The 26,826-nt window shown below is 67.1% G+C and carries 27 protein-coding genes; 7 read left to right on the top strand and 20 right to left on the bottom strand.

Translation table 11 applies throughout. The features are described from left to right. Window positions 1–56: 56 nt before the first annotated feature. Window positions 57–1,022 carry a DMT family transporter gene (locus AC5Y47_RS04595; RefSeq protein WP_499942338.1) on the bottom strand — a complete coding sequence of 322 codons (966 nt, stop codon included), beginning with the start codon at window positions 1,020–1,022 and terminating at the stop codon, window positions 57–59. A 529-nt stretch (window positions 1,023–1,551) separates the two neighbouring features. Between AC5Y47_RS04595 and AC5Y47_RS04590 the strand changes: the two genes are divergently transcribed. Further along, the gene (locus tag AC5Y47_RS04590) at window positions 1,552–2,919 is read left to right on the top strand and encodes a DUF349 domain-containing protein (protein ID WP_499942387.1); all 1,368 of its coding nucleotides are present in this window, start codon (window positions 1,552–1,554) and stop codon (window positions 2,917–2,919) included. Here the strand turns inward: AC5Y47_RS04590 and AC5Y47_RS04585 are convergent. From AC5Y47_RS04585 to recA, 4 genes are read right to left on the bottom strand one after another with little or no spacing between them, the layout of a single operon-like run. Continuing rightward, window positions 2,916–3,512, bottom strand: coding sequence for an Rv2732c family membrane protein (locus AC5Y47_RS04585; RefSeq protein ID WP_499942337.1), 597 nt, complete (start codon window positions 3,510–3,512; stop codon window positions 2,916–2,918). The genes AC5Y47_RS04590 and AC5Y47_RS04585 overlap by 4 nt on opposite strands. 11 nt (window positions 3,513–3,523) lie before the next feature. Then, window positions 3,524–5,047: a tRNA (N6-isopentenyl adenosine(37)-C2)-methylthiotransferase MiaB gene (gene miaB / locus AC5Y47_RS04580; RefSeq protein WP_499942335.1), complete on the bottom strand. Its 1,524-nt coding sequence runs from the start codon at window positions 5,045–5,047 to the stop codon at window positions 3,524–3,526. A 38-nt stretch (window positions 5,048–5,085) separates the two neighbouring features. After that, complete coding sequence (recX, locus tag AC5Y47_RS04575) at window positions 5,086–5,604, bottom strand: recombination regulator RecX (protein ID WP_499942333.1); 519 nt, start codon at window positions 5,602–5,604, stop codon at window positions 5,086–5,088. Further along, complete coding sequence (gene recA / locus AC5Y47_RS04570) at window positions 5,570–6,610, bottom strand: recombinase RecA (protein ID WP_499942331.1); 1,041 nt, start codon at window positions 6,608–6,610, stop codon at window positions 5,570–5,572. The genes recX and recA overlap by 35 nt, the downstream gene beginning before the upstream one ends. Before the next feature lie 161 nt (window positions 6,611–6,771). On the opposite strand from recA, the gene AC5Y47_RS04565 reads away from it, so the two are divergent. Further along, window positions 6,772–7,407: a (2Fe-2S)-binding protein gene (locus tag AC5Y47_RS04565; RefSeq protein ID WP_499942330.1), complete on the top strand. Its 636-nt coding sequence runs from the start codon at window positions 6,772–6,774 to the stop codon at window positions 7,405–7,407. 78 nt (window positions 7,408–7,485) lie between these two features. Here the strand turns inward: AC5Y47_RS04565 and AC5Y47_RS04560 are convergent, their stop codons facing one another. Together AC5Y47_RS04560 and AC5Y47_RS04555 are read right to left on the bottom strand one after the other, a co-directional pair. Beyond that, a complete protein-coding gene (locus AC5Y47_RS04560; RefSeq protein ID WP_499942328.1) occupies window positions 7,486–7,680 on the bottom strand; it encodes a DUF3046 domain-containing protein in 195 nt (64 codons plus the stop codon). Between the two features lie 21 nt (window positions 7,681–7,701). Next, window positions 7,702–8,868 (bottom strand): glycosyltransferase, encoded by a 1,167-nt coding sequence (locus AC5Y47_RS04555; protein ID WP_499942326.1) that lies wholly within the window; start codon window positions 8,866–8,868, stop codon window positions 7,702–7,704. A 43-nt stretch (window positions 8,869–8,911) separates the two neighbouring features. On the opposite strand from AC5Y47_RS04555, the gene AC5Y47_RS04550 reads away from it, so the two are divergent. Beyond that, complete coding sequence (locus tag AC5Y47_RS04550; protein ID WP_499942324.1) at window positions 8,912–9,346, top strand: limonene-1,2-epoxide hydrolase family protein; 435 nt, start codon at window positions 8,912–8,914, stop codon at window positions 9,344–9,346. Here the strand turns inward: AC5Y47_RS04550 and pspM are convergent, their stop codons facing one another. The 4 genes from pspM to pgsA form a co-directional block, all read right to left on the bottom strand. Continuing rightward, window positions 9,347–10,174, bottom strand: coding sequence for a phage shock envelope stress response protein PspM (gene pspM, locus AC5Y47_RS04545; protein WP_499942323.1), 828 nt, complete (start codon window positions 10,172–10,174; stop codon window positions 9,347–9,349). It abuts the gene before it with no gap. Between the two features lie 20 nt (window positions 10,175–10,194). Next, window positions 10,195–11,016, bottom strand: coding sequence for a phage shock protein PspA (gene pspA, locus AC5Y47_RS04540; protein ID WP_499942321.1), 822 nt, complete (start codon window positions 11,014–11,016; stop codon window positions 10,195–10,197). A gap of 126 nt (window positions 11,017–11,142) precedes the next feature. Then, window positions 11,143–11,463, bottom strand: a complete 321-nt coding sequence (gene clgR / locus AC5Y47_RS04535) for a transcriptional regulator ClgR (protein ID WP_499942319.1) — start codon at window positions 11,461–11,463, stop codon at window positions 11,143–11,145. Between the two features lie 103 nt (window positions 11,464–11,566). Then, complete coding sequence (pgsA, locus tag AC5Y47_RS04530) at window positions 11,567–12,163, bottom strand: CDP-diacylglycerol--glycerol-3-phosphate 3-phosphatidyltransferase (protein ID WP_499942317.1); 597 nt, start codon at window positions 12,161–12,163, stop codon at window positions 11,567–11,569. A gap of 58 nt (window positions 12,164–12,221) precedes the next feature. On the opposite strand from pgsA, the gene AC5Y47_RS04525 reads away from it, so the two are divergent. After that, window positions 12,222–12,734 carry an amino-acid N-acetyltransferase gene (locus AC5Y47_RS04525; RefSeq protein WP_499942315.1) on the top strand — a complete coding sequence of 171 codons (513 nt, stop codon included), beginning with the start codon at window positions 12,222–12,224 and terminating at the stop codon, window positions 12,732–12,734. 47 nt (window positions 12,735–12,781) lie between these two features. Here the strand turns inward: AC5Y47_RS04525 and AC5Y47_RS04520 are convergent, their stop codons facing one another. Further along, window positions 12,782–15,079: an FtsK/SpoIIIE family DNA translocase gene (locus tag AC5Y47_RS04520; RefSeq protein WP_499942385.1), complete on the bottom strand. Its 2,298-nt coding sequence runs from the start codon at window positions 15,077–15,079 to the stop codon at window positions 12,782–12,784. 395 nt (window positions 15,080–15,474) lie between these two features. On the opposite strand from AC5Y47_RS04520, the gene AC5Y47_RS04515 reads away from it, so the two are divergent. Genes AC5Y47_RS04515 through AC5Y47_RS04505 form a run of 3 tightly spaced genes read left to right on the top strand, consistent with a single transcriptional unit; the run spans window position 15,475 to window position 17,486 of the window. Further along, a complete protein-coding gene (locus tag AC5Y47_RS04515) occupies window positions 15,475–15,789 on the top strand; it encodes a putative quinol monooxygenase (protein WP_499942313.1) in 315 nt (104 codons plus the stop codon). Further along, window positions 15,789–16,610, top strand: a complete 822-nt coding sequence (locus AC5Y47_RS04510; protein WP_499942311.1) for a mycofactocin-coupled SDR family oxidoreductase — start codon at window positions 15,789–15,791, stop codon at window positions 16,608–16,610. Before AC5Y47_RS04515 ends, AC5Y47_RS04510 begins: the two co-directional genes overlap by 1 nt. Before the next feature lie 3 nt (window positions 16,611–16,613). Beyond that, window positions 16,614–17,486, top strand: coding sequence for an SAM-dependent methyltransferase (locus AC5Y47_RS04505; RefSeq protein WP_499942309.1), 873 nt, complete (start codon window positions 16,614–16,616; stop codon window positions 17,484–17,486). Here AC5Y47_RS04505 and AC5Y47_RS04500 read toward each other — a convergent pair. From AC5Y47_RS04500 to AC5Y47_RS04465, 8 genes are all read right to left on the bottom strand, one after another. Beyond that, window positions 17,483–19,159 carry a ribonuclease J gene (locus AC5Y47_RS04500; protein ID WP_499942307.1) on the bottom strand — a complete coding sequence of 559 codons (1,677 nt, stop codon included), beginning with the start codon at window positions 19,157–19,159 and terminating at the stop codon, window positions 17,483–17,485. The genes AC5Y47_RS04505 and AC5Y47_RS04500 overlap by 4 nt on opposite strands. A gap of 7 nt (window positions 19,160–19,166) precedes the next feature. Next, a complete protein-coding gene (gene dapA, locus AC5Y47_RS04495) occupies window positions 19,167–20,069 on the bottom strand; it encodes a 4-hydroxy-tetrahydrodipicolinate synthase (protein ID WP_499942305.1) in 903 nt (300 codons plus the stop codon). A 40-nt stretch (window positions 20,070–20,109) separates the two neighbouring features. Beyond that, window positions 20,110–20,883: an FAD-dependent thymidylate synthase gene (thyX, locus tag AC5Y47_RS04490; protein ID WP_499942304.1), complete on the bottom strand. Its 774-nt coding sequence runs from the start codon at window positions 20,881–20,883 to the stop codon at window positions 20,110–20,112. Between the two features lie 112 nt (window positions 20,884–20,995). Then, entirely contained in the window at window positions 20,996–22,954 is a 1,959-nt protein-coding gene (locus AC5Y47_RS04485; RefSeq protein WP_499942303.1) for a DNA/RNA helicase domain-containing protein, read from the bottom strand. 286 nt (window positions 22,955–23,240) lie between these two features. Further along, window positions 23,241–24,479 (bottom strand): winged helix-turn-helix domain-containing protein, encoded by a 1,239-nt coding sequence (locus AC5Y47_RS04480; protein WP_499942301.1) that lies wholly within the window; start codon window positions 24,477–24,479, stop codon window positions 23,241–23,243. 50 nt (window positions 24,480–24,529) lie between these two features. Next, window positions 24,530–25,264, bottom strand: a complete 735-nt coding sequence (locus AC5Y47_RS04475) for a cell division protein DivIVA (RefSeq protein WP_499942300.1) — start codon at window positions 25,262–25,264, stop codon at window positions 24,530–24,532. Between the two features lie 55 nt (window positions 25,265–25,319). Continuing rightward, complete coding sequence (locus AC5Y47_RS04470; RefSeq protein ID WP_499942298.1) at window positions 25,320–25,805, bottom strand: dihydrofolate reductase; 486 nt, start codon at window positions 25,803–25,805, stop codon at window positions 25,320–25,322. Next, the gene (locus AC5Y47_RS04465) at window positions 25,802–26,602 is read right to left on the bottom strand and encodes a thymidylate synthase (protein ID WP_499942296.1); all 801 of its coding nucleotides are present in this window, start codon (window positions 26,600–26,602) and stop codon (window positions 25,802–25,804) included. Before AC5Y47_RS04465 ends, AC5Y47_RS04470 begins: the two co-directional genes overlap by 4 nt. Between the last annotated feature and the right edge of the window lie 224 nt (window positions 26,603–26,826).

The raw sequence follows: 26,826 nt of genomic DNA, 5'->3' as shown, positions 1-26,826 counted from the left end.
CGCGACGGCGCTGAGCACGCCACCAAACTAAACGTCCGGTGCGGAGTCGGGGCCGCCTACCCGGGCGTGGGTCCGAGGGCGGCGCCGTCGGCCGCGATCGCGGTCGGGGTGGGTGACGGCGCGGGTTCCTCGTCCCGGGGGCTGTCGGCGCCGGCGTCGGCGACGATCTGAGCGGCCTCGCCGCGCGCCAGCGCCACGGTGGCGACGATCACCAGGGCGACGGCCGCGAGCAAGACGAAAGCCTCTGCGCCGTCGGCGTCGATCGTCTCGGAGAGCACCAGGATGCCCAGCGTCGCGGCCACCACGGGCTTGGCGACGGTCATCGTCGGCAACGATGCGGTCAGCGCGCCGGCGCGGAAAGCGGACTGCTGGAAGATCATCCCGCACAGCATCGTCACCAACCACGGAATGAACTCCGGCGACGTCAGCGCGGCCCCGAGGCCGTCGTCGTGCAGCACGTGGACGACACCCTTGGTGAGCACCGCGAACAGCGCCAGCGACGAACCCGCGACGAATGCCAACAGCACCGCCGCTTGCGGCCGTCCGTGCCACACCTTCGCCGCAATCAGACACGACACCAGGATCGGTCCCATCACCGCGGCGACAATCAGCCAGGTCAGCAGGGGCGCGCGTTCATTGCCGTGCGCCGGGTCGCCGACTTTGATCACCACCGCCAGGGCCGCGGCCAGCGTGACGGCCCACACCCATTCCGACCGGGTGATCTTGTGGTGGGTGAGACGTGAGTAGATCGGCAACGCGAACAGCAGGGCGGTCACCTGAAGCGTGGTCACCAGCATCACCGATGCCCAGATCAACGCCACCGCCTGCAGGCTGTAGTTCAGGATCGCGCACAGACCGCCGGTCCACCAGCGAAGGTCGCGCAACGACATGCCGAAGAGCTTGAGATGGCCGACCTCTTCATCGGTGATCTCGTGGGCGGAGCGCTGCCGGATCACGTCACCGGTTGCCGATGCGAACGCCGCGACAAGGGCGATGCCCCCGGCGATACCAACCATTGACATCGCGATCCTCAATTCCCCAAACTTCGCTACCAGCGTTCCCCACGGTGCCAGGTGCGTACACCTGGTTTTCACTGGTAGTTAACCGACTACTTTATGGCTCGGCCCCGGCTGTGAACAGTGACTCAGCCGGTCGCCTACCGTTTTCCGACGCCTCCGATACTCGACTTTGTCGACCCACAGCTTTGCTCATCGAACTGAGCGCCACCCAGGTCTAGCTATGTGGCAGCTGTGAACACCACGATGGAGTCGCGCCCATCGCTACGGTACCCGCACGCCTGAGACGGCTATCCGGTGCAACTGAACGGGAACCGATTCGTTACCCCCGCCATCGGCTTCACCGACTGGTCGCCGTGGTGCAGACAGCATCGGTGACCCAAGGTGGCCGCGCAGCGCACGCCGAACTGCTTCAATACTTGTGGGAAACCGGTTGGCGACCGAGACGGAACTGCCAACCGTCGAGGTGCCGCTTCGCGCGGCAGCTGCGCGGGAAGTCGACCGCGCGATCGGAGAAGGATAGGTGACGAGCGTTATGACGGGTGACCAGCCCCGTGGCAACGACTCCGCAGAGTCGATCAGTGAACCCGCCGCCAGGCCGGTGCCAGGACCCCGTCCGAGGCCACGTCCCGGGCCGGCGCCCGGATCTGGTTCCCGCCCCGCGGCCGCACATCACCTGGCGAAGGCCCCGCACAGCGATCCGCACCGGTTCGGCCGGGTCGACGACGACGGCACCGTGTGGTTGATCAGCCGATCCGGCGAGCGTGTCGTCGGCTCGTGGCAGGCCGGAGACCGGGAAGCCGCGTTCGCGCACTTCGGCAGGCGTTTCGACGATCTGTCCACCGAGGTCACCCTGATGGAGGAGCGGCTGGTATCCGGGACCGGAGATCCCCGCAAGATCAACGCCAACGCCGCGGCACTGGCCGAGACGCTCTCGACGGCGGCGGTGCTCGGCGACGTGGACGCGCTGGCCGGCCGGTTGTCCGACATTCGCGCCCGCATCGACGTCTACGTCACCGCGCACCGATCCCGTCGCGAAGAGCATCGGGCCGCGCAGACCGCCCGCAAGGAGGCGCTGGCCGTCGAGGCCGAAGATCTGGCCGCCAACTCCACCCAGTGGAAGGTTGCCGGCGACCGTCTGCGCGCCATCCTCGAGGAGTGGAAGACGATCAGCGGGCTGGACCGTAAGGTCGACGACGCGCTGTGGAAGCGTTACTCGAGTGCCCGTGAGACGTTCAACCGGCGGCGCGGATCCCACTTCGCCGAACTGGATCGGGAGCGGTCGGGTGTGCGCCAGACCAAGGAGCGGCTGTGCCAGCGCGCCGAATCGTTGTCGGACTCCACGGACTGGGCCGCCACCAGCGCGGAGTTCCGCAAACTCCTGACGGAATGGAAAGCAGCGGGGCGCGCCAGCAAGGACGTCGACGACGCGCTGTGGCGCCGCTTCAAGGCGGCACAGGATTCCTTCTTCACCGCACGCAATGCCGTCACCGCGGAGAAGGACGCCGAGTTGCGCGCCAACGCGCTGGCCAAGGAGGCGCTGCTGGCCGAGGCCGAGAAGATCGATCCCAGCAACCAGGACGCCGCCCGGGCCGCGTTGCGCACGATCGGTGACAAGTGGGACGCCATCGGCAAGGTGCCGCGGGAGCGGTCCGCGGATCTCGAGCGACGGCTGCGCGCAGTGGAGAAGAAGGTGCGCGATGCCGGGGAGTCGGACCGCACCGACCCGCAGGCGCAGGCCCGCGCCGAGCAGTTCCGCTCGCGCGCCGAGCAGTACGAGCAGCAGGCCGCGAAGGCTGTCGCGGCGGGCAAGACCAAGGAAGCCGAAACGGCGAAGGCGAATGCCGAGCAGTGGCGGCAGTGGGCGGATGCCGCTGCCAAGGCGCTGACCCGCAGGTCCTAGCCGTCGTCCGGGTCGGGTTTGTCGGTCTGGTCCAGGTTGTCCAAGAGCGTTTTGGACTGGTGTTGCGCGACCACTCGGCGACGCTGTTCCTCGGCGGCCAGTTGCACGATGGTGCGCTGCCAGACCACTCGCGCCCAGTGGAACGCCAGCAGGATTACCGAGATCCAGCAGACGAACAGCCCGATACCCGGGCCGGGCTGGCCTGCCGGGACGGTCTGTCGTGACCAGACGGCCAGCAGTCCGGTGGCGCTGGCCAACGCCGAACCCGCCAGCGCCACCCAGGCCACCGCCCAGCGCCGGGTCAGCAACGCCAGCATCGAGAACCCGACCGCGAACACCAGCGTCAACCAGACGAAGACCCGCAACGGCAGCGCCGACACGGTGCCCGCTGCGCCGTGGGTGTTGAACAGCAGGTCCCAGCCGCGCACGCTGCCGGTGTGCGGCAGTACGAACGATCCCAGCAAAACGAAAACCAGGATTGCCACGACCAGCGCCCGCGCCCCGGGATCGATCTCCCGTGCGACGCGGCGCTCCGCAGCCTCGATTTCAGACCGGTAGGCGTCGAAATCCGCCGCGTTCGGTTGCTCGCTCATCTCGTTCCAGCCTATCCGCGGCAGCCGAGGGTCTGGACCGCGGCGCTGGGCTGCCCGACGCCGGGCATCCCGAGACCGACACCGCCCGGGCGCCGGCCGGTTGCGTGAGCATCGCCGGCACGGGTGCGACGGTGGGTCAGGATGCCGGCATCGGCGATCAAATGGTGCGGAGCGGCATCGGTGACCTGCACGGTGACGACGTCGCCGGGCCGCACCGACTCGCCATCGGTTTTGAAGTGGACCAGCCGGCCGTCGCGTGCCCGCCCGCTCATTCGTGCGGTGCTGGCATCCTTGCGCCCTTCGCCGGTGGCGATGAGCAGCTCGACGGTCCGGCCGATTAGGGCGCGATTGTGTTCGAGCGAGATCCGCTCCTGCAGCTCGACCAGCCGTTCATAACGTTCCTGCACAACGGCTTTCGGAAGCTGGTCGGGCAGCTCCGCGGCCGGGGTACCGGGGCGCTGGGAGTACTGGAAGGTGAACGCGGCGGCGAAGCGAGCCTGGGCCACGACGTCGAGGGTGGCTGCGAAGTCCTCTTCGGTTTCGCCGGGGAAACCGACGATCAGGTCGGTGGTGATGGCGGCGTGCGGCATGGCCGCGCGCACGCGTTCGATGATGCCCAGGTAGCGCTCGGCGCGATAGGAGCGGCGCATCGCGCGCAGGATCCGATCAGATCCGGACTGCAACGGCATGTGCAGCGCCGGGCAGACGTTGGGGGTCTGGGCCATCGCTTCGATGACGTCGTCGGTGAACTCGGCGGGGTGCGGCGAGGTGAACCGGACCCGCTCCAGGCCGTCGATGTCGCCGCAGGCCCGCAGCAGCTCGGCGAAAGCTCCCCGGTTGCGCGGTATCGCCGGGTCGGCGAAGGAGACGCCGTAGGCGTTCACGTTCTGGCCCAGCAGGGTGACTTCGAGCACGCCGTCGTCGACCAGCGTCTGGACCTCGGCCAGGATGTCGGTCGGGCTGCGGTCGACCTCCTTGCCCCGCAGCGACGGGACGATGCAGAAGGTGCAGCTGTTGTTGCAGCCGACGGAGATGGAAACCCAAGCGGCGTAAGAGGATTCGCGGGTACTCGGCAGTGACGACGGAAACTCCTGCAGCGCCTCGGCGATCTCCACCTGGGCGGCGTTGTTGTGGCGCGCGCGTTCGAGCAGCGTCGGCAGCGACCCGATGTTGTGGGTGCCGAAGACGACGTCGACCCACGGCGCCCGGCGCAGCACGGTGTCGCGGTCTTTCTGGGCCAGACAGCCCCCGACCGCGATCTGCATGTCGGGATTGCTGCGCTTGCGTGGCGCCAGGTGGCTGAGGTTGCCGTAGAGCTTGTTGTCGGCGTTCTCCCGGACGGCGCAGGTGTTGAAGACGACGATGTCGGCTTCGGTTCCGTCCTGCGCGCGTCGATAGCCGGCCGCCTCGAGCAGGCCCGCGAGCCGTTCGGAGTCGTGGACGTTCATCTGACAGCCGTAGGTGCGGACCTGGTAGGTGCGCGCCGAGTCCGACGCAGCATCGTCTGCCACGTGCCGGGCCACCGTCGAAGTCACGGGGCCATGGTACTGGCGCCCGTCCGCCACGGGCCGCGCTAGACCCGTCGGCGCTCCCGTTCGGCAGCCAGTTCGCCGAACACCACCTCGCACGCGACCGCCTGGCTGTACCCGCGGCGGGCCAGCATCCCGACCAGTCGGCGGGTGACCCTGGTGTCGTCGTCGTCCAGCACCTCCCGGCGCAACCGGGCCCGCACCAACTGCTCGGCGCGGTCCCGCTCGGCGCCGGCGTCGATCCCGGCCAGCACCGTGCTGATCACGTCGTTGTCCACGCCCTTGGTGTGCAACTCGGCGGCCAGCGCGCGCTTGCTCTTGCCCGCGTTGGCCCGTCGGGATCGCACCCACTGTTCGGCGAAGTCAGCGTCGTCCACCAGTCCGACGCCGGCCAGCCGGTCCAGCACCCGGGTGCTGACGTCGTCGGGAAAGCCCTTCCTGGCCAATTGCCCGGCCAACTCGGCCCTGGTCCGGGAGCGTGCGGTGAGCAGGCGCAGGCACAATGCCCGCGCCTGCTCCTCGCGCCGCTCAGAAGTCGACGGGGGCGGGCAGGACGCTGTCATCGGTCACCACTGCGCCAATGCCGAGCTTTTCCTTGATCTTCTTCTCGATCTCGTTGGCGATGTCGGCGTTCTCCAGCAGGAAGTTGCGGGCATTTTCCTTGCCCTGACCGAGTTGTTCGCCCTCGTAGGTGAACCAGGAACCGGACTTGCGAATGAAGCCCTGGTCCACCCCCATGTCGATCAGCGAGCCTTCCCGGCTGATGCCCCGGCCGTAGAGGATGTCGAATTCGGCCTGCTTGAACGGCGGCGACACCTTGTTCTTGACGATCTTGACCCGGGTGCGGTTGCCGACCGCGTTGGTGCCGTCCTTGAGCGTCTCGATCCGCCGCACGTCCATGCGCACCGACGCGTAGAACTTCAGCGCCTTGCCACCTGTGGTGGTCTCTGGACTCCCGAACATCACGCCGATCTTTTCCCGCAGCTGGTTGATGAAGATCGCGGTGGTGCCCGAATTGTTCAGTGCACCAGTCATTTTCCGCAACGCCTGGCTCATCAGCCGGGCCTGCAGCCCGACGTGGCTGTCACCCATCTCGCCTTCGAGTTCCGCGCGTGGCACCAGTGCGGCCACCGAGTCGATGACCACGATGTCCAGCGCGCCCGAGCGGATCAGCATGTCGGCGATCTCGAGGGCCTGCTCCCCGGTGTCCGGCTGGCTGACCAGCAGCGAATCGGTGTCGACGCCGAGTTTCTTGGCGTACTCCGGATCCAGCGCGTGCTCGGCGTCGATGAACGCCGCGACACCGCCGGCGGCCTGGGCATTGGCCACCGCATGCAGCGCCACGGTGGTCTTACCCGAGGACTCCGGGCCGTAGATCTCGATGACCCGGCCCCGGGGCAGGCCGCCGATGCCCAGGGCGACGTCCAGTGCGATGGACCCCGTCGGGATAACTGAGATCGGCTGACGCACCTCGTCGCCGAGGCGCATCACCGAGCCTTTGCCGTAACTCTTCTCGATCTGGGCCATCGCCAGTTCGAGAGCCTTCTCGCGGTCAGGGGCTTGTGCCATGGTGCCTCTCCTGTAGTCGTGTGTTCGGTGACCGGTATCGGTCGGTTGGCCGTGACACTAGAGAAGGCCACCGACAAGTCGAGATCACCGAATGCCACCACAGTAGACGAACATGTGTTCGACCGGGGTTCGACACGCCGCGTGTGGCACCATCTCCCCACATGGACATCTCCGCGGAGCTGGCCGAGATTTCCTCTTACGGTGGGTTTTTCGCCCTGACCGTCGGCGGTGACCCGGTCGGGTGGCACCCGGTCACCCAGTCCTACGCCGACGGATTCGGCGATCTCGTCGGCCGGTACCGCACCTCCGAGCGCCGCATCGGCGCGTCCTTGGTGCACCTGGGCCACGCCGCCCGACTGTGGTCACCCGTGCTGGCCTGCGTGCTCGCCCACGGCGTCCTGCCCGACCTGACCGATTTGCAGCGGGCCGACGACAGCGCGCAACTGCGGCTGCCCATCCCCGTCGGCGATCCCGTCGACCCCTCCCCCGAACTGGTCTACCGCGTCGTGGTGACCGACCACATGGCGCGGTTCGCAGCCGGACTGAGCGTCGACCTGGCTCCGGGACTGCTCTCCGGCAACATTGCATCCGCGCTGGTGGGAACCGCAAGGATGCTGCTCGGTGCGCGGCCCGACCTGCGTGAGCAGATCACGCAGCTGACGACCGCCTTATTGAGCACCGGTGACCTGGCCGGGACCGGGGTGCTCACCAGCCGCGATCTCGGCTTCCGGCGCCACAGCTGTTGCCTGTATTACCGACTGCCCGGCGGGGGTAAATGCGGGGACTGCGGCATCTAACCGATTGACTCTGCGCTCAGGGCGTTGTCTTCTCGCATTTTCCCGCCCTGGGCGCAGAGTCAACAGAGGGCCAAACAATCACCACTGGTCACGAGGCACGTCGAAGTCGGCGCACAACGCCCGCCACACGTCGCGCGGCTCGACACCGTCCTCGATGGCCTGCGCCGCGGTCCGGCCGTCGAAGCCGCTCAGAACGTGATCGACCAGCACCGACGACCCGTAGGCTGCGCCGAACCGCAGCACCACCCGTTCGTTGAACTCCGTCAACCGCACGCCAGCAAGATACCCAGCCGGTTATTCGGCTAAAGCAAGCGCGTCGCGGCACACCCGCACCGGATCGGCCACCTGGGACGCGCTGTCGGCGGCCCGCTGAGCGGCGGCGCGGTAGCTGGGCGACGACAGCACCTCACCCACCGCGGCCACCAGCGCGTCGGCGGACAGCGGCCGGATCAGCTGCCCGCTGCCCTGCCGTACCACGCGATTGGCCATCTCCCACTGATCTCCGCCGCCGGGCACCACCACCAGCGGCACCCCCGCCAGCAACGCCTTGGCCACCAGTCCATGTCCGCCTCCGCCGATCACCAGGTCGGCGTGCTTCAACAGCTCGTCCTGCCGGCCCAGCCCCACCGCCGTCCACGGTGGCACCGTCAGCTCCTCGCCGCCCAGTCGCGAGACCACCAGTCGGGCACCGGTCGGCAACGTCTCCCCCGGCGTCAGGCATTGCAGCGCGAGTCCGGCCAGACCCACCGTGCCGGTCGCCGCGGTCGACGGCGCGATCATCACCACCGGGCCCGAACCCGATGGAATGTCCAGCACCTGATCGGTCGGCTCGAAATGCAGCGGGCCCACCACCACCGCCTCGGCCGGCCAGTCCGGGCGCGGCACTTCCAGCGCCGGCAGCGTGGCGATCAACCGCCGTACCGGCCCCGGATCGTGCGCCGGCAGCCCGATGTCGACCCGGACGGCGGACCGCTGCTGCAGACCCTTGCGCACCGAGCGGGCCGTCAGCGCCCGCATCACGGTGTCACGCAGTCGGCCGCGCAGTCCGACCCCGGGAGCCAGCCCACTGCCGATCGGCGGCAATCCCCTGGACGGCAGATACAGCGGATGTGGGCAGAGCTCAACCCACGGAATGCCGAGGAGCTCCGCGGCCAGACCGCCACCCGAGGTGATGACGTCGGAAACCACTAGATCCGGAGCGAGGTCACCCAGCGTCGGCGCGATCAGCACCGCCATCCGGGCTGCCCGCCGATGAATCCTGGCCCCGGCGTCGACGTCCTCGTCGACCGCTTTGAGTCCGTCCAGCTCGATGGCGTCGACGCCGGCGCTGCGGGCGGCTTCCAGCCATTCGACCCCGGTCAGCAGCGTCGGTGTGTCGCCGGCAGCCAGGAAGCGTTGGCACAGCGCGATCGCGGGGAACGAGTGCCCGGGATCCGGCCCGGCGACCACGGCGACGCGCATCGGCCCTACCCTGCCACAGCCGCCCTCACCTACGCTGGCAAGCATGACCGAGCTGACTCAGACAACGACCGACGACAATATCCGCACGGTCGAGGGATTCCTGTATGCGCTGCAGGACGAGGACTTCGACACCGCGGAGGCCGCATTGGCCGACGACCTCGTCTACGAGAACGTCGGCTTCTCCCGGATGCGCGGCGGGCGCAAGGTGGGCAAGTTGTTCCGCAAGATGGAAGGCCGCATCGGGTTCGAGGTGAAGTTCCACCGCGTGGCCGCTGATGGTAACGCGGTGCTGACCGAGCGCACCGACGCGCTGATTCTCGGACCGCTGCGACTGCAGTTCTGGGTCTGCGGGATCTTCGAGCTCCGCGACGGCCGAATCACCCTGTGGCGGGACTACTTCGATGCCTTCGACTTCCTGAAGGCGATCGCGCGTGGCGTGGCCGGCATTGCCATCCCGTCGCTGCGACCCACGCTCTAGCTACTGAGCTTTTCTCAAGCCGCCGAGCTCGTCGAACGCCTGCGCCCAACCCGACAGACGGTCGGTGGCGCCCACGAGTTCGTCGCGGTAGCGCTGCTGGGTCAGCATGACCACGCCGCCGCCGGCACCGTCGCCGTTCGCCGACGAGACCAGATGCGCCGCGGCGGTGACCATCTCGTTGTACTGACGGACACCCGCGCCGAGCTGCGCGGTGTAGGCGTTGATGGTCGGCACCAGATAGTCGCGCGACGATTTCGAGGACTGCGCGGCACGTTCCATCGACACCACCTGGGCCGCGGTGGCTGCCATCGCCGCAGAGGTTCGCTTGGCGGCGTCGGTGAGGTCGGTGATCTCGTCAGCGGGCAGCATCGCACCGCGCTCGATCACACCGAGCAGCGAATAGAAGCCGCGCTCTGAGGCACCCAGTGCGTACATCGCCGGTCGTGCGGCCGAACCCGATGGTGGCAGCCGACGGGCGCCGGCCGGACGCTGCGCCGGCAGCGGCTCGGACTTCAGCCAGTAGTAGCGGAAGAACAACAGCGTCGCGGGGATCACCATCACGACGGCGACGGCGCCGGTGATCTGCAGCAGCAGCGCGAACCAGCCCCAGGCCGCCAGCACCGCCGTCACCAACGCCCAGAACGCCACCCCGGCGGTGAAGATCCACGCCCAGCGCAGCGCGCGTCGACGGCGGCGCAGCAGACGGGCGCGGGGATCGGATGCTGCGTTGATTTTTCGCGCAACCAGGTCGGACACGTCGGCCAAGGTGTCGAATCCGCGCTGCAGCAGCCGCCGCCACAGCCCGTGCCGATCCGACCTCGCCATCATCACTGCCCCTTACCGACCGCTTACTGACCGAACGGTTTCTCGGGGATCGCCCCGCCGGTCTCGGTGGCCGGCTTGGTCGTGTTGATCCCGGGTGAAGCCGCGCCTCCGGCCGGCAGAGCCTCGCCCCGCATCGACGCGCGGATCTGCTCCAGCCGGGAATGCCCGGCCATCTGAACACCGGCCTGTTCGACCTCGAGCATGCGGCCCTGCACCGAGCTCTGCGCGAGTTCGGCCGAACCGATCGCGTTAGCGTAGCGGCGCTCGATCTTGTCGCGCACCTCGTCGAGACTGGGCACGTTGCCCGGTGCGGCGAGCTCGCTCATCGACCGCAGCGAGGCGCTGACCTGCTCCTGCATCTTGGCCTGCTCGAGTTGACTGAGCAGCTTGGTGCGCTCGGCGATCTTCTGCTGCAGCACCATCGCGTTGCGTTCGACGGCCTTCTTGGCTTGCCCCGCCGCCTGCAGCGCCTGGTCGTGCAGGGTCTTGAGGTCCTCGACGCTCTGCTCGGCGGTGACCAGCTGGGCCGCGAACGCCTCGGCGGCGTTGTTGTACTCGGTCGCCTTGGCGGCGTCACCGTTGGCGACGGCCTGGTCGGCCAAGGTCAGCGCTTGGCGCACATTGACCTGCAGCTTCTCGATGTCGGCCAGTTGCCGGTTGAGGCGCATCTCCAGCTGGCGCTGGTTGCCGATCACCTGCGCAGCCTGCTGGGTCAAAGCCTGATGGGTCCGTTGGGCTTCCTCGATGGCCTGCTGGATCTGGATCTTGGGGTCCGCGTGCTCGTCGATCTTGGAGTTGAACAGCGCCGTCAGGTACTTCCACGCTTTGACGAACGGATTGGCCATCAGTGAGCTCCGCCTTCGCTTCTTGTGTGCCGGTTGGGCCGCAACGCTACCCCTGCAGCCCAATTTAGTGGGTCAGCGCGCATCGCCCTACCCATGGTGCATATCTGGGGCCGGGCGGGTCAGCGATCAGGCAACGGCGAGCGTGGCGACCGGCGGAATGACCACCTTCGTGCTGGCGTCGATGCTGGGAACCGCGCTGCGGGCGGCGCGCTCCTCGCCGGCCATCCGCTGCCCCGCATCGATGAGCACCTGCGACAGCGGGACGTGCAGCGCGCCGCAGATCGCGGTGAGCAACTCGCTGGACGGCTCCTTGCGACCCCGCTCGACCTCGGACAAGTATCCGAGACTCACCCGCGCCGAATCGGACACCTCGCGCAATGTCCGGCCCTGCGTCGTCCGGGTCCCCCGCAGCACGTCGCCAATGACCTCCCGCACCAATGACGTCATCGGGCTCTCCTTCGCTTCTCTCCCACGGATCCCATCCAGAAAGCATGGAACTTTAGGTCAACGCCGGCACTGGGCGGGTTGGTTCCCGGAATGGCGTCCGGATTCAGGCAGCGTGGCCCGTGTGGCGCATTTCGCGCACTGTCGACGCGACGTAGTCGATGCCGGTGACCACCGTCAGCACGACCGCCAGGCCCATCACGACCTGCGCGGCGGTGTGCAGCACCCCCGACAGGGGCAACACGAACAACCCGATCGCCACCGCCTGCACCAGGGTCTTGACCTTGCCGCCCCAGCTCGCGGGAATGACGCCGCGGCGAATCACGGCCAGTCGCAACACGGTGATGGCGATTTCGCGGGTCATGATCAGCACGGTGACCCACCAGGGCAGATCGCCGAGCATCGACAGACCGATCAGTGCCGCACCGATCAGGGTCTTGTCCGCGATCGGGTCGATGAACGCGCCGAACTCGGTCGCCATGCCGTAGTTGCGGGCCAATTGCCCGTCGAATCGGTCGGTAATGCAGGCCAGCGCGAATATCGTCCATGCGGCGATTCGGGCATAAGTATGGTGGCCGTCGCCGTAGAACAACGCGTACAAGAAGATCGGAACCAGCACCAGGCGCAGCAGCGTCAAAGTATTCGCCAGATTGGCGATGCGGGCAGGCCCTGCCACCTCACCCGTTTCAGGCTGCCCCGACACGGCAACAGAATAACGGCTGGCCAGCTCAAGCGGTGGTCGACGTCGATAGTGTCGTTCCGTGACCGAAAGTCGACCGGTGGTACGGCGCGCGCGGACGTCCGACGTCCCCGCGATCAAGCAACTCGTCGACACCTATTCCGGAAGAATCCTGCTGGAGAAGAATCTCGTCACGCTCTATGAAGCTGTCCAGGAATTCTGGGTGGCCGAACACCCCGGGGAGACGGGGAAAGTCGTCGGGTGCGGGGCGCTGCACGTGCTGTGGTCGGATCTCGGCGAAATTCGCACGGTCGCCGTCGACCCCGCCATGACGGGTCACGGCATCGGTCATGCGATCGTCGAGCGGCTCCTCGAGGTGGCCCGTGAGTTGCAGTTGCAACGGTTGTTCGTGTTGACGTTCGAGACCGAGTTCTTCGGCAGGCACGGGTTCACCGAGATCGAAGGCACACCGGTCACGGCCGAGGTGTTCGAGGAGATGTGCCGCTCCTACGACATCGGCGTCGCGGAGTTCCTCGACCTGAGCTACGTGAAGCCCAACACGTTGGGCAACTCCCGCATGCTGCTGGTTTTGTAGCGCGAGCAGACGCAAAAGCCCCTAATTGAGGCGCGAAACGGGGGCTTTTACGTCTGCTCGGCCTCAGAAGTGCCGCCGCGGATCAGCGCTAGTGTCCCGGCCAGTTCGTCGGGTTTGACCAGCACCTCGCGGGCCTTGGACCCTTCGCTGGGGCCGACGATGCCGCGGGTCTCCATCAGATCCATCAGCCGGCCCGCTTTGGCGAACCCGACCCGCAGCTTGCGCTGCAGCATCGACGTCGAACCGAACTGGCTGGAAACCACCAGTTCCACGGCCTGCAGGAACACATCCATGTCGTCGCCGATGTCCGGGTCGACGTCGGTCCGCTCGCCGGTGGGTTTCGCGGCCGTGACGCCCTCGGTGTATTCCGGTTCGGCCTGATCCTTGCAGGCGGCGACGACGGCCTGAATCTCTTCGTCGCTGATGTAGGCACCCTGCAGGCGCACCGGTTTGCTCGCGCCCATCGGGAGGAACAGCCCGTCGCCCATGCCGATCAGCTTCTCCGCGCCGGCCTGGTCCAGGATCACCCGGCTGTCGGTCAGCGACGACGTCGCAAACGCCAGCCGCGACGGCACGTTGGTCTTGATCAGCCCGGTGACCACGTCGACCGACGGGCGCTGCGTGGCCAGCACCAGGTGGATCCCGGCCGCCCGCGCCTTCTGGGTGATCCGCACGATCGCGTCCTCGACGTCGCGCGGGGCGGTCATCATCAGGTCTGCCAACTCGTCGACGATCGCCAACACATAGGGGTACGGCCGGTACTCACGCTGGCTGCCCAACGGCGCCGTGATCGCGCCGGAGCGCACCTTGGCGTTGAAGTCGTCGATGTGGCGCACCCGGGAGGCCTGCATGTCCTGGTAGCGCTGCTCCATCTCCTCGACCAGCCACGCCAACGCGGCCGCCGCCTTCTTGGGCTGGGTGATGATCGGGGTGATCAGGTGCGGAATGCCTTCGTACGGCGTCAGTTCCACCATCTTCGGGTCGATCAGGATCATCCTGACCTCCTCGGGGGTGGCCCGGGTCAGCAACGACACCAGCATGGAGTTGACGAAGCTGGACTTGCCCGAGCCGGTGGACCCGGCGACCAGCAGATGCGGCATCTTGGCCAGGTTCGCCGAGATGAAGTCACCCTCGATGTCTTTGCCCAGGCCGATGACCAGCGGGTGGTGGTCCCGACGGGTCGACGGCGCGGTCAGCACGTCGGCCAGCCGCACCATCTCGCGGTCGGTGTTGGGCACCTCGATGCCGACGGCGGATTTGCCCGGGATCGGCGCCAGCATGCGCACGCTCTCGGTGGCCACCGCGTAGGCGATGTTCTTCTGCAGCGCGGTGATCTTCTCGACCTTGACCCCGGGTCCCAGCTCGACCTCGTAGCGGGTGACGGTCGGGCCGCGGGTGCAGCCGGTGACGGCCGCGTCGACCTTGAACTGGGTCAGCACGTCCCCGATGGCGCCCGCCATGTGGTTGTTGGCGGCGCTGCGCTTCTTCGGCGGATCACCGACGACCAGCAAATCCAGCGGCGGCAGCACGTAGGGGCCCTCCACGACGCGGTCCAGGACTTCAGTGTCCTTGCGCGACTTGCGGTTTCGGGCAACTACGGGTTCCGGCGTCGTCGGTGTGTCGTCCTCGGCCGGAGCCTCCTTCGCCGACGGCCACGCCACCGGCGCGTCGTCTACCGGCTGGTCGTAGTAGCCGTCGGAAAAGTCCTCGCGCGGTGCGACTTCCACGGTGTCGGCGTCGTCACCGGCGAAGTCCTCCGCGAAGTCCTGGTCGTAGTCGTCTTCGTACTCGTCCTGGAACAGGCGGGTACCGAACATGCGCCGCAGGGCATCGGGCACTTCGCGGACCGTGATGCCGGCCAGCAACAACAACCCGAACAGCGCGCCGATGAACAACAGCGGCGCCGCGATCCACGGTGTGAGTCCATCCGAGAGCGGGCCGCCGATCGCGAATCCGACGAATCCGGCTGCCCGCCGGCGCAATTCGGGCTCCTCGGGTGATCCCGCCCACAGGTGCCGCAGGCCCAGGAACGACAGCGCGATCAGGGTGGAGCCCAGGATCAAGCGGGGTCGGGCGTCGGGATCGGGCTCGGTGCGCATCAGCACGACCGCCGTCGCCGCCGCGACCAGCGGCAGCAGCAGGACTGCCGAGCCGACGCACATCCGCAGCCCCGCGTCCAACCACGCGCCCACCGGACGGGCGGCGCCGAACCACGAGCCCGCGGCGACGATGACGGCAAAGCCGAGCAGGGCCAGCGCGATTCCGTCGCGACGGTGGCCCGGTTCGATGTGCCGGGCCTGGCCGATCGAGCGTGCCGCGCCGCCGGTGGCTTTGGCGGCCATCATCCAGGTCGCGCGGGCGGCGCGGCCGCCATTGATCCCGGCCGAGACCAGTAGCGACTGGTTGTGCCGCTTGGCAGGCCTGGTGACCCGCTTGACGGGCTTGCCGGGGCGCTTCTTGGGGGCCCGCGTCGGCGCACCCGAACGCGCACTGCGGGATCCGGCCCCCGAAGCACCCTTGGGCCGGCTCGTTCGGGCACCGGAACTGGCGGCGGTCTTACTGGCCATGACCGCAAGCCTAGTCCCAGTGACCTCATCCGCACCAACCGCCACACTGGTAACAGCGCATTGATCGCGATGTGCTCGTTCGGTGACCTGACGGCGTGAGTAGTGTGTCAACCGGCCAGCCCGTTTGGCCACGTCATACCCGCTGCCCCGCCAGAGTCGTCAGGAGCCCCAGCATGCCCGTCGTCGTGGTCGCCACCCTCACCGTCAAACCGGAGTCGGTCGACACTGTCCGCGAGATCCTCACCACCGCGGTGCCAGAGGTGCACGACGAGCCCGGCTGTCAGTTGTATTCGCTGCACCAGACCGGCGAGACCTTCGTGTTCGTCGAGCAGTGGGCCGACGAGGAGGCGCTGAAGACGCACAGCACGTCGCCGGCGATCGCCAAGATGTTCACCGCGGCCGGCGAGCACCTGGCCGGCGCCCCGGACATCAAGATGTTGCAGCCGATTCCGGCCGGCGACAGCGAAAAAGGGCAGCTGCGCGCCTGATGGCCGAGGGTCCGCTCGCCGGCAAAGTCGCGTTCATCACGGGTGCCGCGCGCGGCCAGGGACGGGCGTACGCGGTCCGGCTGGCCCGGGACGGCGCCGACGTGATCGCCGTCGACCTGTGCGGCCAGATCGACAGCGTGCCTTACCCGTTGGGCACCGCCGAAGACCTGGCCCGCACCGTTCAGTTGGTCGAGGGCACCGGGGCGCGGATCGTGGCCAGGCAGGCCGACGTGCGGGACCGCGCGGGATTGGCGGCCGCCCTGCAGGCCGGGCTCGACGAATTGGGCCGGCTCGACATCGTGGTGGTCAACGCCGGCATCGCGCCGATGCAGTCCGCGGACGGCTGGCGCGACGTCATCGACGTCAACCTCACCGGCGCCTACCACACCGTCGACGTGTCGATACCGGCTCTGGTCGAGCACGGTGACGGCGGGTCGATCGTGCTGATCAGCTCGGCCGCCGGACTCGCGGGTGTGGGCAGTGGCGACGCCGGCTCCCTGGGCTACGCGGCCGCCAAGCACGGCCTGGTCGGCCTGATGCGTCTGTACGCCAATCTGCTTGCGAAACACAGCATTCGGGTCAACTCGGTGCACCCGTCCGGGGTCAACACCCCGATGATCAACAACGAATTCACTCTCAAGTGGCTGGCCGACCTGGTTGCCGAGTCGGGCTCGGCTCCGGGCATGAGCAACGCGTTGCCGGTGCAGATCCTGCAGGCCGACGACATCGCCAACGCGGTGGCCTGGTTGGTGTCCGACCAGGCTCGCTACATCACCGGTGTGACGCTGCCGGTCGACGCGGGTTCGGTCAACAAGCGCTGACCAATGGCTCCGAATCCCGCGGCGCGCACGGCTTTCGGGCCGATGGTGCTGGCAGCGATAGAACAGAACGAGTCCGGCGACCGCAGACTGGTGGACGACGACCTGGCCGGGTTGTTCCTTCCCGCTCCGTTGCGCTGGCTCGTCGCCGCCACCCGGTTCGCACCGTTCCGGCGCGCACTGATCGGTGTATCGGAGTTCACCGGTCGCGGGTTGTGGGCCAATTTGACGTGCCGCAAACAATTCATCGCCGACAAGCTTGCCGGGGCACTCGACGACGTCGACGCGGTCGTGATCCTGGGCGCGGGACTGGACACCCGGGCCTACCGGTTGACCCGGCGGGTCCGGAAGCCGGTGTTCGAGGTGGACCTGCCGGTTAACATCGCCCGCAAGGCCAAGACGGTGCGACGAGTACTGGGCGAGCTGCCGCTGTCAGTTCGGTTGGTCGCAATGGATTTTGAGCGTGACGATCTGCTGACCGCGTTGGCCGAACACGGCTACCGCCCCGACTACCGGGTGTTCCTGATCTGGGAGGGCGTGACCCAGTACCTCACCGAGGACGCCGTCCGCACCACCCTGGCGGGACTGCGCGCGACGGCGCCTGGCAGTCGCCTGGCCTTCACCTACGTTCGCCGCGACTTCATCGACGGCACGAACCGGTATGGCTCCCGCGCGCTGTACCGTTCGGTGCGCCAACGACATCGGTTGTGGCACTGGGGCATTGCGCCCGACGAGATCGCCGCGTTCCTGCACGAGTACGGCTGGCGACTGGTGGAGCAGATCGGTTCCGACGAGATCGTCGAACGCTACCTCGCGCCTACCGGACGCAGGCTCACGGCCTCGCAGATCGAGTGGTCGGGGTACGCGGAGAAGGTTTAGACCTCGATGACGGTCGGCACGATCATCGGCTGTCGGCGGTAGGTTTCGCCGACCCATTTGCCGACGGTGCGACGCACGCCCTGGGCGATCCGGATCGGGTCGACGACGTTGTCGGCCGCCAACACTTCCAGCTCGGCCTCCACCTTGCGCACGGCAGGTTCCAGCGCCTTGGGGTCCTCGGAGAATCCGCGCGAATGCAGGTGCGGCGGCGCCGCCGGTTTGCCGGTGCCGCGCTTGATCACCACGGTCACCGCGACGAAGCCGGACGCCAGGATGAGCCGCTCCCCCAACGTGATGTCGCCGACGTCGCCGGTGATCAGCCCGTCGACGAACATCTTGCCGACCGGCACCGCGCCGGCGATCGACGCCTTGCCGGCCACCAGGTCCACGCTGACGCCGTTCTCCGCCAACAGGATTGAGTCCTCGGGCACCCCGGTGCTGGCGGCCAGTTTGGCGTTGGCCCGCAGGTGCCGCCACGTTCCGTGCACCGGCATGACGTGGCGCGGACGTACCCCGTTGTAGAGGAACAGCAACTCACCGGCATAGGCGTGACCCGAAACATGCACGCGCGCTTGGGCGTTGGTGACCACCCGGGCGCCGATCTTGGCCAGTGCGTCGATCACGCCGTAGACGGCCTCCTCGTTGCCGGGGATGAGTGACGAGGACAGCACGATCAGGTCGCCGGCGGTCAGGGTGATGCTGCGGTGCTCACCTCGCGACATCCGAGACAGCGCCGCCATCGGTTCGCCCTGGGTGCCGGTGGTGACCAGCACCACCTGGTCGGGCGGCAGCATTTCAGCCGCGGCGATGTCGATCAGGTCCGAGTCGGCGACCCGCAGGAAACCCAGTTCGCGGGCGATCGCCATGTTGCGTACCATGGACCGGCCGACGAACGACACCCGACGTCCCAAAGCGACTGCGGCGTCGATGATCTGCTGCACCCGGTCGACGTTGGAGGCGAAACAGGCGACGATGACCCGCCCGTCGGCGCCCCGGATCAGCCGGTGCAGGGTCGGACCGATCTCGCTTTCCGACGGCCCGACTCCGGGGTGTTCGGCGTTGGTCGAGTCACACAGGAACAGGTCCACTCCGGCGTCGCCGAGCCGCGACATGCCGGGCAGGTCGGTGGGGCGTCCGTCGAGTGGCAGCTGGTCGAGCTTGATGTCACCGGTGTGCAGGACGGTGCCCGCTCCGGTGTAGACGGCGATGGCCAGCGCGTCCGGGATGGAGTGGTTGACGGCGAAGTATTCGCATTCGAATACGCCATGCCGGGTGCTTTGCCCCTCTTTGACCTCGACGAACACCGGCTTGATGCGGTGTTCGCGGCACTTGGCGGACACCAGCGCCAGGGTGAACTTGGAACCGACGACCGGGATGTCGGGTCGCAGCCTGAGCAGGAACGGGATCGCGCCGATGTGGTCTTCGTGGGCGTGGGTCAGCACCAGCGCTTCGATGTCGTCGAGCCGGTCTTCGATGTGACGCAGGTCGGGCAGGATCAGGTCGACACTGGGCTCGTCGTGGGTGGGGAACATCACCCCGCAGTCGATGATCAGGAGCCGGCCCAGGTGCTCGAAAACCGTCATATTGCGGCCGATTTCGCTGATGCCGCCGAGCGCGGTGACCCGCAGTCCGCCCGCGGCGAGGGGACCAGGCGGGGTGAGTTCCTCGTTCACGCTTGACTCACCTGAGCACGGACGCCGCACGCATGTCGGCAGCCAGTGCTTCGAGTTGCTCCGGTGTCGCCGCAACTTGCGGCAGCCGCGGCTCGCCGGCGTCGATGCCCTGCAAGCGCAGGCCGGCCTTGGACAGCGTCACCCCGCCCAGGCGGGCCATCGCGTTGCACAGCGAGCCGACCGAGACGTTGATCTTCCGCGCGGTGGCGATGTCTCCAGAATTGAACGCCGACAACAGTTCTCGCAGCTGACCGGCCGCCAAGTGGGAGATGACGCTGATGAATCCGGTGGCGCCCATGGCAAGCCACGGCAGGTTGAGGGCGTCGTCGCCGGAGTAGTAGGCCAGCCCGGTCTCGGCGATGATCTGTCCCCCGCTGTGCAGGTCGGCCTTGGCGTCCTTGACCCCCACGATGTTGGGGTGCGACGCCAGCGCGCGCAGGGTGTCGGGGTCGATCGGCACGATCGAGCGGGGCGGAATGTCGTAGAGCACGATCGGCAGGTCGGTGGCGTCGGCGACGGCAGTGAAGTGCGCCTGCAACCCGCGCTGAGGGGGCCGGGAGTAGTACGGGGTGACGACCAGCAGTCCGTGCGCGCCCTCGGCCGCAGCAGCCTGGGCGAGCTTGATGCTGTGCGCGGTGTCGTAGGTGCCGGCCCCGGCGATGATCCGCGCCCGGTCGCCTACCGCCTCCAGGACGACCCTCAGTAGCTCGCGCTTCTCGTCGTCGGTGGTGGTCGGAGACTCTCCGGTGGTTCCCGAGACGACCAGACCATCGCAGCCCTGATCTACCAGGTGATTGGCCACCCGGGCGGCGGCCCTGGCGTCCAGGGCGCCGTCGGCGTCGAACGGTGTCACCATCGCGGTCAACAAGGTCCCCAGACGTGCCGGGGCGTCAAATCCGACGGTGCTCACGGTTCCTTAGATTACCTGGCTGCGGCAAGGGCTTTGGCAGTTAGGCTTCGGTCGCTAACGGGCTGGTCGCGACCTCGCTGCCGTCGGCCAAAGTCGACACCTCGAAGTCGGCGAACACCGCCGGGGCGACATCGGCGAGCTGACGTAGGCACGCGATGGCCAGTCGCCGGATCTCGACGTCGGCGTGCTCGCTGGCCCGCATGGCGATGAAGTGCCGCCAGGCCCGATAGTTGCCGGTCACCACGATCCGGGTCTCGGTGGCGTTCGGGAGGACGGCCCGGGCGGCCTGGCGGGCCTGTTTGCGCCGCAAGACCCCCATTTTCTCGTTGGGCTGGTCGGTTGCGAACTTGGCTTCCAGCTTGGCCAGCAGCTCTGTATAGGTGGCGCGGCTGGCGTCGGCAGCGGCGAGCAGTATCTCGGCCAGCTCGGGATCGTCCTCCATGCCCGGCGGCAGCACGATCTGCGACTCGGTCTCCGGCACGTAACGCTGGGACAGCTGCGAGTAGGAGAAGTGCCGGTGCCGAATCAATTCGTGGGTGCAGGACCGTGAGATTCCGGTGATGTAGAACGAGACACTCGCGTGCTCGAGCACCGAAAAATGACCGACGTCGATGATGTGCTTGATGTAGCCGGTGTTGGTCGCGGTCCGGGGATTGGGTTTGGACCAGCTCTGATAGCAGGCCCGGCCGGCGAACTCGACCAGGGCGGACCCGCCTTGAACATCAGGGCCGTCGGTCGTCCAGGGCACGTCCGGCGGCGCCAGGAACTCGGTCCTTGCGATCAGTTGCACGCGCAGCGGCGCCGTCTCGGCCACGGCGCTCACCTTAACGCGCTGGTAGCGCATCGCCCGACATCGCAACGGGCAGGATCCCGTCAGATAGAAAAGCAACGCGACCTATGGTCGATCACCCTCAGCCGTCAAATTCCTAACGGTCGGCGCTCACCGGACCGTACGCAGAAGTGAAGTCGGAAGTCCGCGTACGGACATCCTGCGGCCCCCATTTCCGCCGTCGGCCGGGTTGGATCAACGTGCGCAGCGCCTCCCTCGTTTCACGGTCTGTGGAATAGATCACCGTGCCAATCATCCCGCGAGTCAGCAGCACTTTGTATACATGACGGACAAGGACGTCGAACCTGTTGTCCGGCACGGTTTTCGAATTACGAAAGTCAGGGTCTTTGTTGCCCGCGCGAACGCTGATGAAACGTCCATTTCGCCAGACCAGATCTGGTCCGATGATCACACCGCTCCAGTCGTACTCGAACCCTTGGGCCGTGTAAATGCAGCCAACTTGATCGAAGCCGCCGTCGTCAGTGGCCCACAGAGCACTGGGCGGCACATCTCCGATTCGGCGCTCGCTCTTGCTGTTCCACGGCCGTGACCATGTGCCGACTTGAACGTCAGGAACGAGTGAGCCGTCTTCGCGAGCATCGCTCCATTGCCAGCAGTACCCCGCTGTAATCCGTGCTGAATATCCCTGCTGCATCTGCCTCGTTAGATGAAGTTCCATTTCCGCGGGGGTCTCGGCGATCAATACTGCAAACTGCGGATCGTCCGACCAGACAACCGGTGGCTCATCTGCGGCGAGTCCCAGCAGTCGCACCACCCAATGCACGTATTCCTCGCTGCCACCGCATCGGAATTGTTCACCCAATGCGATGTGTTCAAAGCCGAGCCCAAGGTGCCGTGCATGGCGCTCGATTTGTGCAAGGGTGCCCATCTCGCCCGGACGCACCACCTGGTGTTCGTCGAGGAGAAATACCGGCACTCGAGCAGCGGCGATGAGTTCGTCTATCTGCAGGCGGTCGGTCCGTAATTCGGCACGGGTGAATCGATTCGCGGAGGTGTGCCTTATCCGGTGCGCCTCGTCCATGATCAGCACGTCTAGGCCGTTGGGATCGGCGGTCATGAACTGGTTGAAATACTTGAACATTGCCTTGACCTTCGGAGCTCGGACAGCGGCAACTTTGCGCAATGTCTGGGTGAACGACCGAGACCCGGTGGCGTGGATGACAGTGCGGCCGCGCCGCGCCAACTCACCGACCAGAGACAGCGCGATAACGCTCTTGCCGCTGCCGGGACCGCCCGTGATCGCGATGACTCGCTTGGTGTTTCCGGCACGCGCGTGCTCGACGGTGTGCATCACCAGATCGACCGCCAGTTGCTGGTTTCCGATCAATCGGAATTGTGGCCGGTCACGGATCTCTGCCGCCGCGAGTTTCAGCAGTTGTTTCGATGGAGCCACGGGTGAGTTCAGCAACAGATCTGCCGCTTGGCGTCCGGGTCCGGGCGCGAGCCTGGATTGAAGGAATTCCAGCATGGAACCCTTGTCGGCTGCGGTGAACAGTCGCCCTGTCGTCGACACCGGCACGGCGAGCAAATCCTTGACCAGTGCAGGATCGGCGGCGTTGTGCAGGTATGCCATACCGGCCAACGCGTCGGGGAAATCCGCCAGCACGCGCGCGAAGTCGTAAAGGTATTCGCAGTAACCCCGGACCTGGATGACCGGGTGCTGCCGCGGGCCTCCCGGAACGCCCGGTACTTCCAAAATCTCCGGATCGTTTTCGAAGGCGTACGCAGCCGACCACTGCTTCAGTTCCACCACAACGTAGGAAATTTCCTTGGTTTCCGGATGTCTCCCAGCGAGCACAACGTCGGCGCGCTGTGATGTCAGCGGCAGGTGATACTCGACGAGCATCTCGACTTCCCCGAGGCCGGCATCAACAAGATCCCCGGCCAGGACCGGAATACTGCGCTTCCACGAGGTCTGCTCCGCAGGTGCGGCCCGGCGCCCCGTTCGATGCAGCATTTGCTCCAACAGTTGCTCCACCAGCGACTCCGGCGCCATCTCACAAACGCGTGCGGCGGTTGTCCGGATGAGCGTCACGTTGAATCCCCCAGGGCAGCACGAACACAGTCGTGCGGGTGGGGACATATCTGTGACAGCTGCTACCAGCTACGGAAGTCCGTCGAACCGCGAACATCATGCTAGGCAATGTGGCTGCAGATCCGCTGCCAGACGCGATTCAAAAGCACCGCCTGCCCGCAAAGTCCTGACCGGAGTGTTTTGCCTGGCCTAGTCGACGAACCGCTCAACATCTTGTCCGGCAACGGGTTTCGTCGCGGCAGATAGGGAGCCGCGCAGTTTCCCGACGGCCATCCACAACGCGACGTCAGGTTCCCGGGACGCCATCAGCTTGCTCTGCGCACCGGCGCAGCTCTCCAGCGAGGTCACCCCGCGCGGCCACGCTCACCCCGCCCAATCCCAGCCAGGACGCCATCGACTGCAACTCAGCGGCGAGTGCCGCGGCAACCCTTGGCCGCTCGATGTCGGGCTCACCGAATGCGCCCACCACCCGCAGCGTGTCCGCCGCGCGGTCGGCTTTGAGGTCCACCCGCGCCACCAAGTTGCCGTCCAGCAGCAGCGGCCACACGTAGTAGCCGTATTGACGCTTGGCGGCCGGGGTGTAGATCTCGATGCGGTAGTGGAAGCCGAAGATCCGCTCGACCCGCGGCCGGAAAAAGATCAGCGGGTCGAACGGACACAGCAAGGCGGTGCCGCGGTCGCTGCGCGGCACAGTATTTGCCCGCAGGTAGGCCGGCGCAGTCCAGCCGTCGACTTCCACGCGTTCGATCTCACCGGTGCCCAACAGGTCGGCAATCGCCGGCTTGACCTGCCCGGCGGCCAGTCGGAAGTAGTCGCGGATGTCGGCTTCGGTGCCCACACCCAGCGCGGTTGCCGCGCGCAGCGTGAGCTCGCGGATGGCGTGGTCGTCGTCGATCTGACGCGCCAGCACGTCGCGCGGCAGCACTCGTTCGACCAGGTCGTAGTGACGCGCGAAGCCGACCCGGGTGGCCGTGGTGAGCACCCCGGCGGCGAACAACCCCTCGGCTACCCACTTGGTGTCGCTGCGTCCCCACCAGGGGCCTCGCGGACCGCGCGGCTCCGCTTGGAGATGCGCCTCGATCTGCCCGGCGCTGCTGGGGCCGAGTTCGGTGACGGCGGCCACGATGTCCTCGGCGAGTTGGGGGTTGGCTTTGACGATGTGACTGCCCCACCGGCCGTGCCGCCACTGACGCATTCGCCAGCGCAGCAGTGGCCAGTCGTCGACGGCCATCAGCGCCGCTTCGTGCGCCCAGTATTCGACGAGCAACCGCCCTTTGGCCGGTCCCCATGCGGCACGGTCCAGCACGTCGCGGTCATAGGGTCCGAGTCTGCTGAAAACGGGTGCATAGTGGGCTCGCACGGCAACCGACACCGAGTCCAGCTGCAGTACCTGAATCCGGGAAATCAGCCGTCGTAGGTGTGCGCGCGTGATGTTTCCGCGTGGCGGCGGCTCGCTGAATCCTTGCGCCGCAACGGCGATCCGCCGGGCCTGCGCAGCGGTCAACCTGGGGGTCCGGACCGGCACGGCGCCGAGACTACCGGTCGCCGACAGTCGGCGGCGAGATTGCCGCGGGCTTAACCGGTGCCGACTTTCTGGGCCGACGGCATCCGGCCGTTCGACTCGGAACCGGACTCCGCCGCACTCTGTGCGGCTTCGAGAGCGGCCGGAACAGGTTGCAGGTCGCGGTAGACGTCCATCAGTTGCTCGAGCACCTCGATCCGCTGCCGGGTCGCTTCGTCCACCGCCCGCCGCGCCTGCTCGCGATAGTGATCGGCCTCCAGCTTGGCGTCGGCGAGCAACTGCTCACGTTCCCGATTGCTGTCCCGCCAGGCCTCGTCGATCTCCGATCGCGCCTCGGCGCGCATGCCGGCCAGTTCGGCGTCGAGTTGCTGCTTGGTATCGCCGTACTCGGCTTCCATCTCCTGTTGCCGGGCGACCATGCCCGCCACCAACTCCTCGTGCTTGCGCCGCTCATCCTCGGCCTCCTCCCGGGCCGCCACGATCAGTGCCTCCGCCTCGGACTGCGCCTCGGCCCGCATCTGCGACACCTCGTCGACCGTGCGTCGCAGCATCTGGGCCATCCGCTGTTGCACAGCGTGTGGTGAGTCAGAAGTCTCGATGAGCAGCGCAACCTCTTTGCGCAGCGCGGCGACTTCGTCGCCGGATTGAGTCAGCCGTGCCCGCAGGTTCTCGACGTCGGCGCGCAGCAGCTCCTGCCTGGTGGTCAACGCCTCGATATGGGCGTCGACCGCGTTCGTTTCGTAGCCCCAGAATTTACGAGTGAACGCTTTTGCGGGTTCGTTTACCACTGTTGAATTCCCCCTTCAATTGCTCAACGTGCACCGCGGGAGGGATGCGACCGGCTTAAGCCCGAGCGTAGCTGTGAAACCGGTACCGCAGTCCCAGGCGGCTGACCTGCCACTCCCCCGTTGTACCCACCCACGCCTCGTCGAGCAGGGGGGCCAGCGCGTCTTCGTCGTCGCGCGGCAGTTCGATGTCCACTTCGGTGACTTCGCAGCGGTCGGCCAGCGGCAGCGCCAGCGCGTAGATCTCCGCTCCGCCGATTATCCAGGTGTCGTCCGCGGTCAGCGCCTGCTCCAAGGAGCCGACGACCTGCGCGCCGTCGGCGGTGAAGTCCGATCGGCGAGACAGCACCACGTTGCGACGACCTGGCAACGGACGTACGTGAGCCGGCAGCGAGTCCCATGTTCGCCGGCCCATCACCACCGTGTGTCCCAGGGTCAGCTGCCTGAACCGGGCCAGGTCCTCAGGCAGCTGCCACGGGATGTCGCCGCCGCGGCCGATGATGCCGGATGTCGACTGAGCCCACACCAGACTCGTGCGCGTCATACAGCCACGGGGGCTTTGATCGCGGGATGCGGGTCATAGTTCTCTACGAGGACGTCCTCGTAGCGATAGTCGAAAATCGAATCCCTATGCTGCAGAGCCAATTTCGGATACGGACGGGGGTCGCGGGTGAGTTGCAGCTCGACCTGCTCGATGTGGTTGTCGTAGATGTGACAGTCGCCGCCGGTCCAGACGAACTCGCCGACCTGCAGATTGGCCTGCGCCGCCATCATGTGGGTGAGCAGCGCGTAGCTGGCGATATTGAACGGCACCCCGAGGAACAGGTCGGCGCTGCGCTGGTAGAGCTGGCAACTCAATCTGCCGTCGGCGACGTAGAACTGGAAGAACGCGTGGCACGGCGGCAGCGCCATCTGCGGGATGTCGCTGACGTTCCAGGCCGAGACGATGATGCGACGCGAGTCCGGGTCGGTACGCAGCAAATTCAGCGCCGCACTGATCTGGTCGATGTGCGCACCGTCCGGAGTCGGCCAGGAGCGCCACTGCACACCGTAGATGGGACCGAGTTCTCCTGTGTCACTTGCCCATTCGTCCCAGATGGTGACGCCGTGCTCATGCAACCAGCCGATGTTGGATTCGCCGCGTAGGAACCACAGCAACTCGTACACCACCGACTTGAAATGCACTCTCTTGGTGGTGAGCAGCGGGAACCCGGCCGAGAGGTCATACCTGAACTGCTGGCCGAACAGGCTGCGCGTTCCGGTGCCGGTGCGGTCGGATTTCGGCGTCCCCGTTGCTAGCACCAGACGCAACAGATCCTCGTAGGGCGTCGCGATCGGCACGCCGTCAGCTTAGCGGCGATCGCAAGCGCGGCGAAGCCGGGCGCGGCGGGTCGACGCCCAAAAAATCCCGCGGCGATCGCAAGCGCGGCGAAGCCGGGCGCGGCGGGTCGACGCCCAAAAATCCCGCGGCGATCGCAAGCGCGGCGAAGCCGGGCGCGGCGGGTCGACGCCCAAAAATCCCGCGGCGATCGCAAGCGCGGCGAAGCCGGGCGCGGCGGGTCGAC

The sequence above is a fragment of the Mycobacterium sp. NGS22 genome (assembly GCF_059813095.1).
Note: the sequence above shows the minus strand (reverse complement) of the source record. Positions and strands in the feature narration are given on the sequence as shown.